Source organism: Salegentibacter echinorum, assembly GCF_900129445.1.
GTDB classification, from domain to species: domain Bacteria; phylum Bacteroidota; class Bacteroidia; order Flavobacteriales; family Flavobacteriaceae; genus Salegentibacter; species Salegentibacter echinorum.
Window position 1 is genome coordinate 118356 of the sequence record NZ_FQVT01000001.1, and the last position, 15785, is coordinate 134140.

General features: G+C 37.8%; 14 protein-coding genes. 4 read left to right on the top strand and 10 right to left on the bottom strand.

Annotated elements, in window-relative coordinates; translation table 11 throughout:
* Positions 1-3 precede the first annotated feature (3 nt).
* From BUA71_RS00590 to BUA71_RS00595, 3 genes are read left to right on the top strand one after another with little or no spacing between them, the layout of a single operon-like run.
* Positions 4-816, top strand: coding sequence for an SDR family oxidoreductase (locus tag BUA71_RS00590; RefSeq protein ID WP_072875710.1), 813 nt, complete (start codon positions 4-6; stop codon positions 814-816).
* A gap of 45 nt (positions 817-861) precedes the next feature.
* Positions 862-1023 (top strand): hypothetical protein, encoded by a 162-nt coding sequence (locus BUA71_RS17745; RefSeq protein ID WP_245812528.1) that lies wholly within the window; start codon positions 862-864, stop codon positions 1021-1023.
* Positions 1024-1040: 17 nt separating this feature from the next.
* Positions 1041-1499: an HdeD family acid-resistance protein gene (locus tag BUA71_RS00595; protein WP_245812537.1), complete on the top strand. Its 459-nt coding sequence runs from the start codon at positions 1041-1043 to the stop codon at positions 1497-1499.
* A 28-nt stretch (positions 1500-1527) separates the two neighbouring features.
* On the opposite strand, the gene mgtE is transcribed toward BUA71_RS00595, so the two are convergent.
* From mgtE to BUA71_RS00610, 3 genes are all read right to left on the bottom strand, one after another.
* Positions 1528-2868, bottom strand: coding sequence for a magnesium transporter (mgtE, locus tag BUA71_RS00600; protein WP_072876818.1), 1341 nt, complete (start codon positions 2866-2868; stop codon positions 1528-1530).
* Positions 2869-3239: 371 nt separating this feature from the next.
* Complete coding sequence (nikR, locus tag BUA71_RS00605; protein WP_072875712.1) at positions 3240-3656, bottom strand: nickel-responsive transcriptional regulator NikR; 417 nt, start codon at positions 3654-3656, stop codon at positions 3240-3242.
* A gap of 262 nt (positions 3657-3918) precedes the next feature.
* Positions 3919-4416, bottom strand: coding sequence for a hypothetical protein (locus tag BUA71_RS00610; RefSeq protein WP_072875714.1), 498 nt, complete (start codon positions 4414-4416; stop codon positions 3919-3921).
* Between the two features lie 284 nt (positions 4417-4700).
* Between BUA71_RS00610 and BUA71_RS00615 the strand changes: the two genes are divergently transcribed.
* Complete coding sequence (locus BUA71_RS00615; protein ID WP_083572008.1) at positions 4701-6923, top strand: FUSC family protein; 2223 nt, start codon at positions 4701-4703, stop codon at positions 6921-6923.
* A gap of 188 nt (positions 6924-7111) precedes the next feature.
* Here BUA71_RS00615 and BUA71_RS00620 read toward each other — a convergent pair whose 3' ends face one another.
* From BUA71_RS00620 to BUA71_RS00650, 7 genes are all read right to left on the bottom strand, one after another.
* Positions 7112-8284, bottom strand: coding sequence for an MFS transporter (locus BUA71_RS00620; RefSeq protein ID WP_072875716.1), 1173 nt, complete (start codon positions 8282-8284; stop codon positions 7112-7114).
* Between the two features lie 135 nt (positions 8285-8419).
* Positions 8420-9667 (bottom strand): amidohydrolase family protein, encoded by a 1248-nt coding sequence (locus BUA71_RS00625; RefSeq protein WP_072875718.1) that lies wholly within the window; start codon positions 9665-9667, stop codon positions 8420-8422.
* A 278-nt stretch (positions 9668-9945) separates the two neighbouring features.
* Positions 9946-11118, bottom strand: coding sequence for an ABC transporter permease (locus BUA71_RS00630; protein WP_072875720.1), 1173 nt, complete (start codon positions 11116-11118; stop codon positions 9946-9948).
* A 6-nt stretch (positions 11119-11124) separates the two neighbouring features.
* Positions 11125-12090, bottom strand: coding sequence for an HlyD family secretion protein (locus BUA71_RS00635; RefSeq protein WP_072875722.1), 966 nt, complete (start codon positions 12088-12090; stop codon positions 11125-11127).
* Positions 12080-13480 carry a TolC family protein gene (locus BUA71_RS00640; protein ID WP_072875725.1) on the bottom strand — a complete coding sequence of 467 codons (1401 nt, stop codon included), beginning with the start codon at positions 13478-13480 and terminating at the stop codon, positions 12080-12082. Before BUA71_RS00640 ends, BUA71_RS00635 begins: the two co-directional genes overlap by 11 nt.
* A 92-nt stretch (positions 13481-13572) precedes the next feature.
* Positions 13573-14190 carry a trimeric intracellular cation channel family protein gene (locus BUA71_RS00645; protein WP_072875727.1) on the bottom strand — a complete coding sequence of 206 codons (618 nt, stop codon included), beginning with the start codon at positions 14188-14190 and terminating at the stop codon, positions 13573-13575.
* A gap of 485 nt (positions 14191-14675) precedes the next feature.
* Positions 14676-15611, bottom strand: coding sequence for a ClpXP adapter SpxH family protein (locus BUA71_RS00650; RefSeq protein WP_072875729.1), 936 nt, complete (start codon positions 15609-15611; stop codon positions 14676-14678).
* Positions 15612-15785: the final 174 nt, after the last annotated feature.

The window sequence follows — 15785 nt, forward strand, 5'->3', positions numbered from 1 at the left end:
ATTATGAAAAATCAAAAAGACATTGTAGTAATTACCGGGGGAGCAGGAGGCATAGGCCAAACCTGTGCCAAAGCCTTTAAAGACCATCCCATAATTTTAACCGATTATTCGCAGGAAACCGTAGATAAGGTTGTAGATAAATTTTCAAAAGAAGGTTTTGACGTAAAGGGAATTGCCTGTGATATAACCGATAAAAAGGATATCGAGAAATTGGTGAAATTTGTGAAAAAACAGGGTTCAGTAAAAACCTTTATTCATACTGCCGGGGTAAGTGGAACGGTAAAGGACCTAAACAAAGTCTTTACTATAGATTTGGTGGCGACAGAACTGCTAATTGAAGCTTTTTATGAACTGGCCAACAAAGATTCCGTGGCAATTTTACTTTCGTCAATGATGGCCCACGCCGTACCGGCCAACGAAGAATATGACGAAGCACTTAAGTATCCGCAAGCAGCGGGGTCTTTCGATACCGTGGTTAAGTTTGTGAATGACGATTCAGATACGATGTACAATTTTGCCAAACGCGGCGTGCAGCTGTTAACCCATAAATATGCCAACAAATGGGGAGAGAAAGGAGCGCGAATTGTTTCGGTTTCTCCCGGGGTTATTGAAACCAAAATGGCTCTAAAAGCGGCAGAAGAACATCCAGAGCGAATGGAAATGATTAAAAAGGCAACGCCCTTAAAACGTAACGGAAAACCCGAAGATGTGGCAGATGTGGTATTCTTTTTAGCCAGTGATGCCGCAAGGTTTATTAATAGTACCGATATTTTGGTTGATGGCGGTGTTATTCACAACATAAAAAATATGCATTGACCAGTGGACAATGAGAAACAATACTAATTATATACAAAAACACTTATGGAAACTTCATTTTTAAAAACCATTAGAAACAGCGTTAAATATTGGTATATTCCGCTACTTGTGGGTATTTTCTTCGTAGTGGTCGCCATTGTGGTGTTTAGCTCACCGGCAGGCTCTTTAATGGCTTTGTCCTTATTGTTTGCCTTATCGTTTTATTAGGCGGACTCTCGGAAACCATTTTTGCACTGGCCAATAAAGACCGGTTGGAAAATTGGGGTTGGTCGCTTGCTTTTGGGATCATCACCTTAATTGTGGGGGTGTTCTTGTTGCTAAAACCCTCATTGTCGCTTACTGCCCTGGCTTTTTATATAGGTTTTGTAATCTTGTTTCGTTCCATTTCAACAATAGGGTTTGCGCTGGATGTTAGAAAATATGGCAGTAAAAATTGGGGCGGACTCTTAATTTTAGGTATTATAGGTGCAATTGTATCCTTCATTTTAATTTGGAATCCGCTTTTCGCCGGACTTAGTATTGTGGTTTTGGTGGCTTTGAATTTTATGTTTGCGGGACTATTCAGTATTTTTCTTTCAATTCAATTACGAAAACTGCACAAATCCTCCAAAAAACTTTCTGCTGACCTCGTAGAGCGATATGACAAAATTATGTTAGAGATTCGTGAGGAATTGGATAAGTAAATTGCGATAGTAAAAAGGCGTGCTTTTTTTAGAAACCAAAATATTGTGCTGCGATTGAGAAATAGATTAATACGCCACAAATATCACATAAAGAAGTTACCAATGGGGCACTTGCTGTTGCCGGATCTAATTTTAACCTCGTAAATATAAAAGGTAAAAAGAGCCCGATTAGACTGCCAAAGATTACTGTTAAAATCATAGACAGGGCAACAACCACAACAACTTCTGGTGCTCTAAAACTCGCTATTGCGGCTACACCTATGGCCATCGTGATCCCCAAACTTAGAGAAACAAGAAATTCTTTACCAATAAGTTTATACCAGTCGTTTAATTTCACTCCTCCCACGGCCAAATAACGTATCATTAAGGTTGCCGATTGGGAGCCCGCGTTTCCTCCGCTATCAATTAAAAGGGGTAAAAAGAACACCAGGGGAACTACAGATTGGATAAGATCTTCAAAACTGGATAGTGCCGCGCCTGAAAAAACATTCATAAAAACCAGGATAAATAACCAACCCACCCTGTTCTTGTAAAGATCGAACACCCTGGCCGTAATGGGATTGGCTATGCTGCTGGTGTTCGCTCCAAATTTATGGAAATCTTCGGTGGACTCAATTTCATCCACATCCATAATATCATCAAAGGTCACAATTCCCAACAAAATGCCTTCTTTACTAATAACCGGCAAGGCAACCCTGTCGTATTTTTTAAATAGTTTTAATGCATCTTCCTGGTCATCCAACGCATCTAAAGCTATAAATCGGTAATCAAGCAATTCTTCTACCATGAGCTGTGGCTCAGCCAAAAGCAGTTCGCCTATCCTAATATCATCAATCATTTTCCCATCCTGATCAATAACAAAAATCACATTCAGGGTTTCTGAGTCCCTGCCATTTTTCCTAATATGCTCCAAAGCCGAATCAACCGTAAAATCGGGTTTAATAGCGAAAAATTCCGGAGTCATCAATCGGCCAACGCTATCTTTTGGATAACTAAGAAGAAGCTCTGTAAGCTCGCGTTCTTTTGGCGACAACAGTTCAATTAAAGGTGTAACGACATCCTCTGGGAGCCCTTGAAAAAATGAGGTTCTGTCATCGGGTTCAATGTCGTTTAAGAGGTTTGCTAATTTATTCGGCTTTTCTCGTAAGGCTTTTATAATGATTAGCTGGTTAGTAGGAGAGAGAAGTTTAAAAACCGTTTTGGCGCGTTCTCTTGTGAGCAGTCTAAACAGAATGATTTTCTCAAGTTTTGGCGCATTATCCAATTCTTGTGCTATTTCATTAACCTCTAATTCGTTTAATGAACGTTTTGCCGATTTCCAGTCTTTGTTCTCGATTAGCTCAAGAAAGTTTGTTTTTGTGACCATCATAGATACCAAATTATTTATGACTACTAATACTATAGGTTTATTTAAAGTCTGAATATCAAAAAAATACTTCAAACAAACAGTGAAAGCTTTTAATTTTATTTGCTTTGCTCACTTTATGACAAAGTATTTTTTAATCCTTAAATATTCTAAAATATCGGAATATTAGCTTATGCTAAAATAAATGTGAACAAACAGTAGCACCTGTACGGGTTCTTTAAGAAATGAACAAAACACGTTTTCATTATTATTGAAAACGGAATTAGAAAAAATAGTAAGTTGAATGGATATTGCGGGAATGGGTACTTTTTCTTAGCCTAAAATTATGCACCTCAACTTTCTTTAAAATTTATTGGCCGTATTTCTTAACCAATTCAGGAAATTTCCTTCCCGGTTGTAGTAAGGGTTAATTTGCCGTGTTTTACGCCTTTTATGCTGATAAGAGAATCGGCCAGCTCGCGTATTTCCCTGCCCTTGCCCTTAACAGCAATAATTTCCAGACAATTGTCATAATCTAAGTGAACGTGCATCGATGAAACAATTAAAGAATGATGTTCGTGCTGTTTGTGGGTAATATCGTCTGAAAGGGAATATTGGTGGTGGTTAAAGACCAGGGTAATGGTGCCAATGGCTTCTTCTTTTTCATCCCAATCCTGGGTAACCAGCTTGTTTCGGATTAAATCCCGCACTGCTTCAGACCGGGTTTCGTAACCCTGATTCTCAATTAACTGGTCAAAGCTGGCCAGCAAATCAATATCTAATGAAATCGCAAATCTTACCGTGTTAGCCATTGTATTTATTTTCTAAGTATGTTGCAGAACCATTATCAAAATCAAGAAATTAAAATGAATGAAAGTTCTGTGTTATTTTCTGGTTCAATATAGTAATAATGCCACATTCATCCCGAAAATAGCTTGTAATTATTTTTAATCGCGGAGAGATAGCCAAGGGTATAATCAGAGCTTACCTCGAAATAAATAATTTTTTTCGGAAGCATACCTCGTACCCTTGGGTGGAGGTTGTTGATTCAATTTTGCTGCTACACGATAAATTTTAGAATCCAAAACCAATGGACAGTCCATAATTAAGCGCTTCAGTTTTACCAAAATCAAAATTGATATCTGGACCTATAGAAAATCCCTTAAAATGAAAATCATACCCGGTGCCAAACCTAAAAGCAAATTCGGTTTCTTTTTCAACTTTATGTTCTCCAGAAGTGTGTTCCTCTAAAAATACTGCCATAGGTGCTGCAACAAATTTTAATCCTTTATATGGATGTACAAAGAATGGAACTCCCGCCAGAAACTCGCCACTTTCTGCAGCAATATATTCTCCCAGAAGACCTAATCCGAATAGTTTTGAAATTCGGTATTCATAATCTAAACCAATGGTATAAGATGTTGATTCGTGGCTAAAATTAGTCGTGGCTCCGTTAAACAGTGCAATGTGATGCTTATGAGTGTGCGAATTATTTTCCGCATCGTTAGTTTGTGCAAAAATGATGGTTTGGCTAAAAAAAGTAAATATTAAAGTAAAAATTATGGTTTTCATTGTGATTTAGTTTTTAGAAACTCATTAAAAATACACTTAAAAATCAAAATTCTAAAATTTTTATCGAGCTTTTCAAAGCTGTATTTTCCACTTGTATCAATTGCTGAAACAAGTCTAATAATAATCAAAATAATAATTTTAATATAGCTGTTCAAGTCCATATTCGAATGCAAAATTAGGTTTCAACTGCGCTAACCAGACAAACATCTTATAAATTGTATTTTTAGTGTGAAAGAGAACTACTTACCTCTAAAACATTATATTTACAATTAAAGTATTCTGCCTTGAGCAAAATAATTTCTTATGTTTCTGAAAGTTTTAAAGAACTGCAAGAGTTTTTAAAAAGCCTTAGTTTTTCGAGAGCTTTGCGTGTTGGTGTTGCGGTTACCTTACCTGCGGTAATTGGCATGCAGCTGGGGTATTATGAGGTGGGGCTGGCGTTGAGTTTTGGTGCCTTTTGGAGTTCACCCAGCGATGTTATTGGTAGTTTTCGGCACAAAAAAATAGGTATTCTTGTTTCTGCTGGCCTGGTTATGTTGGTTAGTCTTGTTAAGGGCTATTTAAATTTAGAACTATCCTTGCTGCTCCCTATTTTGGGACTGTTTACCTTTTGCATCGCTTTTATTTCGGTGTATGGTTTTAGGGCTTCCCTAATTAGTTTCTCGGGGCTCATGGCTTTGGTACTTAGTTCTGCTCAGGTTTCCGAAGAACTGGAAATTTATCAATATGCGCTCTTATTAGGCCTTGGTGGACTTTGGTATTTATTGCTTTCTAAAATTTGGCACCGATTAAATCCTAAAGCTGAAACCGAGGAATTTTTATCTGAAACTTATTCGCTTACCGCGGAATTTTTAGAAATACGCGGAAAATTAGTTGATCCGAAAGAAAATCAGAAAGAGCTTCAATCTAAATTATTAAAGCTTCAAAGCGAGCTCACCAAAAATCATGAAACTCTTCGGGAAATTTTAATTCTATCCAGAAAAACTACCGGTTGGTCTAATTATCGGGATAAAAGATTATTAGTATTCGTGCAATTGGTTGAGATACTGGAAACGGCAATTGCCAACCCGGGAAATTACCATCGCATGGATTTACTCTTTAATGAGCATCCGCAATATATTAAAAGGTTTCAGAGCGTTATTTTTGAAATGGCTTTGCAGTTGCGAATGATTTCTGAAGCTGGAAATAATATAGAAAAATTACCCAAGAGCGATGCTGTGCGCCAATGTTTTGATGATATAAGACGGGATGTAACTTTATTGCGAAATACAAAGTTTTATGAAGAATACCTTATTCTTCAAAATTTGCTAGCCTACCAAGAAAAACAGTTTGAAAAAATTAAAAGAATCAAGTGGCTTTTAGGAGCATCTAAGAGCACTGAAATTGATTTTATTGATAGAACAAAAGCCAAACGCTTTATAGCAGTTCAAGATTATGACCCGCGCTTGCTGCTTAGGAATTTTAGCTTTAAATCCAGTATTTTTAGACATTCCATTAGGCTGGCGACAACAGTGATTATAGGGTTTGCTTTAGGATCCATCTTTGATTTTCAGAATCCCTATTCAATTTTATTGATTATCATCGTTATTATGCGACCCAGTTACGGACTTACCAGAAACCGGGCAAAAGACAGGATGATAGGGACCTTAATAGGTGGGGCGATCGCTTTTGGTATGGTTTTCCTTATTCAAAATTCCTATCTATATGGAATTTTGGGAGTTACCTCCCTGGTAATTGCGCTTTCACTGGTACAAAAAAACTATAAAGCTTCGGCGACTTTTATTACCTTAAGTGTTGTTTTTATCTATGCTATTCTAAAGGAAGATGTTTTAGATTTAATAAGTTTTCGGTTGTTAGACACCTTTGTGGGGGCTATTCTTTCTTATGCAGCCATGCGCTGGCTATGGCCAACCTGGGAATATGAAGAAATAAACGAAAGTATTGAAAAAAGCGTAAAAGCGAATAAAGATTTTCTTCATAAAATTGCCGATTATTATCGGCAGAAAGGAAAAATACCTACCTCTTACAGCATTGCACGTAAACAAGCATTTTTAGAAACATCTAATCTAAGTTCGGCTTTTCAGCGGATGGCACAGGAGCCAAAATCAAAACAAAAAGATTCAGAAAAAATTTATGAATTGGTCGTGTTAAACCACCAGTTTCTTGCCGCGTTGGCTTCATTAAGTACCTATATTCAACACAATACCACCACCGCAGCTTCAGATAGGTTTAAGCTTGCAACGCAAGGAATTGAAAATAACCTTGAAAAAGTACTCGCCTGTTTAAAAAACCGGAAATGCGACCTGAAGCAATCTTTATCAAGCGAAATTTTTTTAGGGGAGAATCTACCAGCCTTCAACATATCTAAAATAGATAATTTGACAATCGAGGATAAAGATGCTTTACAGGATTTACAAGAGGCTCATTTAATATGGGAGCAGCTACAATGGCTTAACTCCATGAGCGAAACCATGCTTAAACTTGCAGTTTCGGTAAAGTTAGATTAATGATAATTACTATCTGCTTATTACTTTCTTGAATATCTTCAAATAAATTTTAATCGTGGCCATAGGTCTATTCCCCGGGGTTTGAATGCTTCAGTTAATTTGATATTAAGAGGATTTAACCATATAAATCAATAAAAAGAATTTTGATAGGATTGATTTTTTAATATAATAAACAACGATAACAGAACTCAACTTAAAGATTTCTTTGCAAAAACGGAAATGATTATTCCCGGTACAGATAAGACGATTGCCAGGTAAACTAAGCTCATTGGTGAGTAAATCCCAAGTAGCAATCCTGCAACGGAAGAGGCGATCATAATGGAAAAGTTGAACACCGAAGATTGCACCGAAGTGGCAACATCTTTTGCAGTTTCTACCTGTCTGCTTACCGCTGCCTGCAACAAGGTTACCAATGGCCCAAAGGAAACACCCCATAAAAAGAAAGCAAAATGTCCTATACCAGTGGTGCCTCCAAACGTTAAGAAAATAAACATAGAGATAATTATTAATGCAAACATTGCTATTGTTAGCAGCCTTAAGTGTTTATCTGTATATTTTATGGCCAACAATACAGAAATTAAAGATCCTGCCCCAAAAAACATTAAGGCGCTTTCAACACCGCCCGCCAGTTGAATTTCGTCAACTAGACTGGTAATGTACACATAAACGCCATAGTGCGCAACTACGCCAAGTAAGGTAAGTAATAAAACTATTAAAACTGCCGGTATTTTGAGAAGGGCAAAGGGTGATGAACTTTTAGTGAGTTTTTCTCCTGGAATTGAGGGTAAGGCAATAAAACTAACTATGGCAATAGCTATTATAAATACGCCAAGACCAATGAATTCTGTTCGCCAGCCATAATCATTACCAATTGCGGTCATTATAGGCATTCCAATACTAATTCCCAGGGTAGTTCCCGCCATAATTACGGCAATAGCCTTCCCGTGATGTTTTTCATCTACCAGTCGCATTCCATAAGCGGCAATCATTGGCCACATTACCCCAGCACAAATTCCACCAAGAATCCTAAGAATAATAACAATGGTGTAATCCTGAACAAGCCCTGAAATAATATTTGAAATAGCAAAGCCACCAAGCAAAATCAACAATAAATATTTACGGTTAAAATGCATGGTTAATGAAATAAGCGGGATTGCAAAAATAGCCGAAGCAATGGCGTAGTAACCAACCATGTTACCTGTTTGCACCTCACTGATATTTAAATCGTCCATTATTAAGGGAAGCACGCCCGAAGGCATCAACTCAGAAAGTATCCCCACAAAGGTTACTGATGACATTAAAATCATTAGCAGCAACGGAAAACCACCCTTGGCTTTTTCTACAATATATTGTTTGCTCATAGCTTTATTTTATAGGAAATGAAAGTTGCCGTGGCCATAAAGTTTTTGTGTTACCAGACGATCAATAAACGAGAGACCACGACAACAGTTCTTTTTTATTTTTTTATGTTTAACTACTCATTAGAGAAACCGAATTTAAAGGCTCAAAGGAATATCATAAGCCATTTCTTTACGGCGGAATAGGAAATCTCCATCTCGAACAGATGCCAGTACATCTACTCTTTTCCGAACTGCTTCATAAACCGAGCTTTCATTAAGAACAATGAAGTTGGCAGCTTTACCTTTCTCCAAACCGTATGTGTCCTGAATATTCATACAACGCGCTCCGTTATAGGTAATTAAATCAAAAATTGTTTTAATCTCTTCTGGGGACATCGTTTGGGCTAAGTGAATTCCGTTGTCAAGAATATTCATCATATTACCATTCCCCATAGGATACCAGGGATCGTTTATGGAATCTTGTGCAAAAGCAACATTAATCCCTGATTCTATAAATTCTTTAACTCTCGTTAATCCGCGACGTTTTGGGTAGGTGTCCTGGCGACCCTGTAAATAAGCGTTTTCGGTAGGGCAGGAGATAAAGTTCATCTTGCTCTTTTGAAATAAATCCATCATCCTAAAAGCATAAGAGTCGTCTGCAGAACCAAAGGAACAGGTATGACTGGCAGTTGTTTTAGTGCCAAAATCTTCCATAAGTACAAGTGCATTTAGCAGCTCAACAAATCGTGAATTAGGATCATCTGTTTCATCGCAATGAACATCAATCATCTTGTCGTATTTTAAACCAAGATCTACAATATCGTGAACCGATTTCTCACCAAATTCCCTGGCTGGTTCGTAATGCGGGATTCCACCAACGACATCAGCACCCATTTTAAGCGCTTCTTCTACTAAATCCCTTCCGCCTTTGTAGGTGTACATTCCTTGTTGGGGAAAAGCTACAATTTGGATATCAAGGGTGTCTTTTAAATCTTCCTTCATTTCCAGCATAGCTTTTAGCGCGGTAAAGTTTGGATCTGTAACATCAATATGGGTGCGAATATGCTGAACTCCCTGAGAGACTTCATCTTTAATACCCTTCATTGCAAGCTTTTTAACGCTTTCAACCGTAAGGGTTTCCTTAAATTTTGGCCATAACTCGATAGCTTCATATAAAGTACCTGAGCCAGCGCCTTCCTGCCCGAGTTCAGATAAGGTATATACATAATCTAAATGCAAATGCGGATCTACGTAGGGAGGCATAACAAGCTTTCCGCCGAGATCAATTTCTTCCTCACATTTGGACAGATTTGTTCCTATTTCTGTAATTTTTCCATCTTCAACTATCAGTTCAGTTGCTGCATCATTGCGATAAATTTTCGCATTAAAAAACTTCTTCTTCATTATACATTTATTTTAAGTTAATCCTATTTTTCAACGTAAAATGTTATTATCCAGGTTTTTGCGTTGTTTGCAATATACAGCACTAATTGCGATTTTAAGCTGATATATATCATAAAACCTACTATTTTAAAAGGTTTTTGTTGTATTCTGGATGGAATTTAACTATGAAACTAACTTTGAATAATTGATAGTAGAGTGGTGGATGGATTGTAAGATTAACAACTTCTTCGAGCTATATTTCTATAGGTGATTTTTATTTTGCAAGGCTTAAACCTGGCTTACAAAGTATTTTCTTCCAGAGCTATTTTTGTCTTTCTAATTTTGAAATATAAAATAACTGCTGATAGCGATAAACAAACTACCGCTATAATAGCCATGGCGATCACCGGCTTGTAAATATGTATAATTTCGGCGTGGTTGAGGTATAACAATCTAAAGGTTTTTAAATAGTGGGTTAGCGGAATTAACTCGGCGATAAACTGTACCCAGGCTGGCATTTGGCTTAGAGGCCAGGTAAATCCGCTAAGGATAAAGCTTGGCGTAGCAACGACCATCAATACTTCTGTAGCTTTTAATTGATTGGGTAAAACAATGCTCACCAGGACCCCTATGCCACAAACGGCCAAAATAAAGACAAAAGTGCTTAACGAAAATGCCCAAAAAGCACCACCAATAATCATATTGTAATATTTTGAAAAACCATAATAGAGTAGGAGTATGCCTATAGACATAATCATATAGGGAATAATTTTAACGGCTAACATCCCAAATGGATTTGGCATTTTTCGCACCAATTCCTTAAAGGTTCCGTTTTCATATTCGGCAGCAAAGGTTAGAGCCAGCCCCAGGAGTAAAACCTGCTGAAAAACCGTTAGCAAGACTCCGGGAAGCATGAAATATAGATAGTTTCCACTGCGGATACTTTGTTTTATGATGGTGGTTTTAAAAGGTTCGTAATTTTGTGCGGCTATATATTCGGGGACTCCTTTTTTCATCTGGGATTCTATTTGGATACCCGCTTTCATCGTCATTGCAACCCCATTTACCGCCATTAAAGCAGTATTGGAAGTAAGGGTGTTGGAAGCATCTACAAAAATGGTAATCTCGGGCAACCTGTTTTGTTGGATTCCGGAAGTAAATCCGTTTGGGAGATTAACAATAACAGTGGCTTCCTCATCTATAGCTTTATTTTTCGCATCATTAAGCGAAGGTAAAACTGCTGCTACCTCAATACTCTCGGTCTCCTCGAGCATATCGATGAATTTAACGCTCATTGGGCTTTGGTCTTGATCCACCACAATTATGGGCAAGTCTGTAATTTTTCCTTTTTGATATACAGCGCCAATAAGTACGCCGTATAAAATGGGAGCGCCTATAAACAGTAATCTCAGGACATTATTGCTAAAGAACAGCCTGAATTCCCGATTTATTAAATGTATAAATTTCTTCACTTTAATCTATTTGTCGAGTTCCAGGGAAACCGATGCTTTGGTTATCAATCCTCTTACCTCCTCGGGATTTGTGGGTTGCACCTCTACTTCAAACAAGGCTTGTTGCATATCAAAATCGGGATAGGCAGTGGCGATGTTGGCGTATGAACTCAATGCTTTCACCATGACTACTTCACCATCAATAAGTTCAGTATCTTTATAAAGCACTTTTATTTTTACTTTTTTACCCGGTTTAATTTCTCCCAATTTACTTTCGGCAATGGTAAACCTGAAATAGACCGATTGATCTACATAACCGCTAAACACGGGATAGCCAACCAGGGCAAGCTCGCCAATCTCCAGGTTGATGGTTTCTACCGACATATCCTGGGGCGCGGTCATATATTTTTCCCGCTCAGCGGCATCTACTTCAGAGATTGCTCCCGAGGCTTGCAATTGCTGTCCCAGGGCCATGGTTTGCTGTTCTAGACGCCCACCGGTGCGAGCTTCTTCCAATTCGGTTTTGGCAGCTTCATATTGATTTCTAGCTCCCTGGTATTTAGCATAAACCTCGTCAAATTGTTGCTGGGGTATGAGGCTGTCCTGCAACATCTTTTCTAACCGGTTCTTAGATTTTTGGGCAAATTCAAATTGTTCCTTAAGTCCGTTTACCTTGTTTTGTAATTGGCGCAATTGGGCACTTGTAGCTCCCTTTTGGGCCATTTGGTACTGCGCTTCTGCGGATTTAAAAGCACCTTCGGCCTGTTGTTTTTTGGCATCGACTTCGGGAATATCTAAAATAGCCAAAGTGTCACCTTTTTTTACAAGATCCCCTTTGGAGACCAATATCTTTTCAACAGTACCAGGCACCTTGGTAACCACTGAGATTTGCGTCCGCTCAATTTTTCCCATAAAGGCTGGCTCAATTTTTTTGTCGGAGCAAGCGGCAAAAACAACCAGAATCGCTAAGAATAAACTATTTTTAATTTTCATTTTTGCTATAAATTTTATCCAACAACTCTCCGGTGGCCAGCAAAAGTTCTATTGTCGCTGCCCTTTGATTGAGAATTTGATTGTAATAATTTAAATTTACCTTGTAGTAATCATTTTCAGATTCCAGGCGCTCTGTTAAATCAACTAAACCGGCATGGTATTGTTTTGTGGCCAATTGCAGATTGTTTTCGGCTATTTTAACGCGTTGGCCTGCCACTAGAACCTTTTGCTCTGCTGTTTGCAAATCAGATTGATTTTTAAACAACAGCAGCTCAAATTTTTCACGGGAATCCTTTAGCTTGGCCTCACTTATCTCGAGTTCGATCTCGGCCTTTTTTATGTTCTTGTTGTTTTCTCCCCCCTTGAACAAATCCCATTGTAAACCAACTCCCACTGCAGCTGCCGGCTCCATACGGATATGCTCTGCTTCTAAAGTTACATCGCCGGCAATGGGCACATCTTTAAAGTCTATACTGGTGTCGAAGGCATTTAAATAAGCCAAATTTCCAAAAGCAAAAACTTTTGGGAAAAAACTTCCCTTTTCTTTTTTATAAGCAAATTCCTTTGCTTTTTTTCCCGCTTCCAGGGCTTTTAACTCTATTCTTTTTTCTGCATCCAGGGAAGCCGTGCTTATCATAAAGGTTTTTAACTCATAGGCAGTAGCCTGTAATTCTTGTTCGCTCATTCGGGTAAGGTAACCTAGCTTGGCAAGCAATACATTTCTGTTTCCTTCGGCTTCAAGCTGTTTCTCTTTCAGTTCCAGCATTGCTAATTTTACTTTGTCGCGGTCATAAGGAATGGCCAGACCATTTTCTATAGCTTTTAAAACCTTTTTATGTTCTGTTTCGAGCCGCTTTTCAGAATCTTCAATTAATTTATCCACCTCATTCAAGAGCATCAATTGGTCAAAAGTAGTAATGACTTCCTTAGCAATCTCTTCTTTACCAGCTTCAGCTAAAAAACGTTCTGCTTTTTGTTTTTCTTTTAATGCCTTTATGCCACTATTAATTTGGTTACCCGCAAAAATAAGCTGCCTTGCCGATAGCGAGCCTAGAAAAACCTGGGTTTGAAAATTGGAGACGAGGGGATCTTCTAAAAAAGGAGTGCCACTAATAGGTAAATATTGGGTGGGAAACTTAGGGCTCAATTGTGAATATAAAAACCCGTAGCCTCCCGAAAATGAAATTTGGGGCAGTCTTTTCCCCTTCACAATTTCCATATCAAATTGTGTGTTTTCAGCTTGCATTTGCTGTATATCAACCTCGGTACTTTCTGTAATCGCTTTTTGAATGGGCTCTTTTAAAATAGCTTCAATAAAGCTTTGGGCCTGGATGGGGGTATCCAATAAGAATATCATTATAATGCCCAAACAGCTTAACTTCCTTTTCATATTAGACTGATTTACCCAATTTCTTTAAAGTTAACGAAAATATTTAATTGACAGAAGCAACCTATTTGACTATCGTCATTAAATAATTATAACTATGATTTCTCAGGTTTCCAGATAGTTGGTAATTGCCAATGATATCTAACAGAGAGTAACCTTAATATCACGATAGAGACCAGGCAAACTACTTCAAATAACATTTTAGGTGCACCCATTTTCATTAAAAGAAAAAAAACAACTCCGCCGAAAATACTAGTGGTAGCATAAATTTCTTTTTCGAAGATAAGCGGAATATTACTTAAAGAAATATCTCTAATAACACCGCCAAAGCAGGCAGTTATTGTTCCTAGCGCAATACAGCCCACAGGATGTAGCTCAAAGCTAATTCCTGTTTGAATACCCACTACCGTGAAAAATCCCAGTCCTATGGAATCAAAAAATAATAGGGCATTATGATAATTTTTAATTACTGACTTAAAGAAAATCGTTGCAATTGTGCTGAGTAGCACGATTAGTCCCGAACTTAAATCGGATAACCATCCAATAGGTACTTTACCAACTAAAATATCCCGGAGGGTTCCTCCTCCCAGAGCAGTTACAAAGGCTATAATAAAAATCCCGAATATATCCAGCTTCTTTTCCATTGCAGCCGAAACCCCGGCAATACTAAAAGCGGCCGTTCCAACAATATCTATTATTCTAATAGACTCCATTATTTGATTTTTGCATGATTTTTTGAGTTAATCGAGTGAATATACGAAATATAGTAATTGATGAAAATGACAACTTGTGACAACTCCCGCGATTATTACTTTTTATGGTTTTTATGCAAAAAAGCGCGTTGAACATGAACTGGATTTGGGTTTTGCCGAATAAAAAAACACCATTAAGTTATTCAAAACCTAATGCTGCCGTTTTCAATATTAAATTACTTCTTTAACGATCTATTTCTACCAATATCTTAACTTCTGAAGGATCTTCCACCAAAGCGTCAAAACCTTTTTCTACAATTTCATCTAGCGAGATCACACTAGTAACCAATTTTTCAACAGGCAATCGTCCGCTATTGATTAATGCAATAGTTTCCGGGAAAATATTACGATAGGCAGCAGTTCATCGTTGCCATAAGTTTTTGTTTTATAAGTTAATAATTGCATTCGGGGATACGCTTCAGTTAAGTCAGGATTCCTATACTTCTTTATGTCCTGGTTGTTTTCTTTTTCCAAATAGAACCATTTTTTGTGGTCAATTTTTCCAATTCTCCATTTTCAGAAAGTTCATTCAATTGTTTCTCACTTTCCACTCTTGGAGCGCCAGATAGTTCAGAAAACTCTTTCGCGGTTAGCGTAGAATATTTTGAAAAGAGCGTTTGCCAATTTTTGCTGTATTCCTTTTTGGAAGCATTCGGTTTCAATTTTAGGATGGCCATTTCATAAAAAGCATAAGGTCTGGTGCCATATACGGTTTCCTGGTTTCCTTCATCATCTATAAAAAATATGGTGGGAAAGCCACGTACGCCTAGTTCCCTTCCCAATTTTAAATCTTCTTCAAACAATTCTTTTGCTTTGCCTTCAAAATCAGATTTCAATTGTTCTACATCAAGCCCCATATTTTTTGCGGCCGATGCCAAATATTCCCACTTAGCGATATTTTTCTTTTTCAGAAATACCATTTCCCGAATTTCCCGCATAAATAGATTGGCTTTTTCTTCATCTTGCATTTGTGCTGCTTTAAATGCTATGGAAGGCGGATAGGAAGATTCCAATGGGTCCTCCAACCACAAATCTCCATCTATGGGCATGTCGTAATGTTCACTCACTTCGTCCCAATGTGAGGCAACGTCTGAAGGTTTTCCAATTCCGCCGCTATTATAACTCCAGTCTGGCAAAAGTCCACCCATCCTGTATTCTATTTCAATGGCATCGCCATATTCCAGTTTAAGCTTGCGCAGTTGCGGTTCTATGCCCCAACAGGACGAGCAAATAGGATCGGTATAGTAAAGTAGCTTTACTGATTTTTTGGTGGATTGCTCTTTGGTTTTGTTTGTCGTGTTTGAAGTATCTCCGGGTGTTTCGCACATTCCGGTTTCTATGTCGCATAAAAGCGGATTGCTTTTTGAAGTTTCTTTGTTCATATTACTATTCTTTCTATTGGGTTTCTTTAAGTGAATTTCAGTAAAAATCGACTTATAAATAATTAATATTCAGTTTATTAGTTGCTGAAACAAATCTTTGTAAAGATACGGAAAATAAGTGTATATTTGACATTTGTTTCCTTTTAGAAAGTACTTTCCAAAAGGAAACTACCC

Coding starts and splice junctions, on each gene's coding strand:
- BUA71_RS00590 (WP_072875710.1), top strand. CDS start 4: ATGAAAAATCAAAAAGACATTGTAGTAATTACCGGGGGAGCAGGAGGC.
- BUA71_RS17745 (WP_245812528.1), top strand. CDS start 862: ATGGAAACTTCATTTTTAAAAACCATTAGAAACAGCGTTAAATATTGG.
- mgtE (WP_072876818.1), bottom strand. CDS start 2,868: ATGATGGTCACAAAAACAAACTTTCTTGAGCTAATCGAGAACAAAGAC.
- nikR (WP_072875712.1), bottom strand. CDS start 3,656: ATGGCTAACACGGTAAGATTTGCGATTTCATTAGATATTGATTTGCTG.
- BUA71_RS00610 (WP_072875714.1), bottom strand. CDS start 4,416: ATGAAAACCATAATTTTTACTTTAATATTTACTTTTTTTAGCCAAACC.
- BUA71_RS00620 (WP_072875716.1), bottom strand. CDS start 8,284: ATGAGCAAACAATATATTGTAGAAAAAGCCAAGGGTGGTTTTCCGTTG.
- BUA71_RS00625 (WP_072875718.1), bottom strand. CDS start 9,667: ATGAAGAAGAAGTTTTTTAATGCGAAAATTTATCGCAATGATGCAGCA.
- BUA71_RS00635 (WP_072875722.1), bottom strand. CDS start 12,090: ATGAAAATTAAAAATAGTTTATTCTTAGCGATTCTGGTTGTTTTTGCC.
- BUA71_RS00640 (WP_072875725.1), bottom strand. CDS start 13,480: ATGAAAAGGAAGTTAAGCTGTTTGGGCATTATAATGATATTCTTATTG.
- BUA71_RS00645 (WP_072875727.1), bottom strand. CDS start 14,190: ATGGAGTCTATTAGAATAATAGATATTGTTGGAACGGCCGCTTTTAGT.
- BUA71_RS00650 (WP_072875729.1), bottom strand. CDS start 15,611: ATGAACAAAGAAACTTCAAAAAGCAATCCGCTTTTATGCGACATAGAA.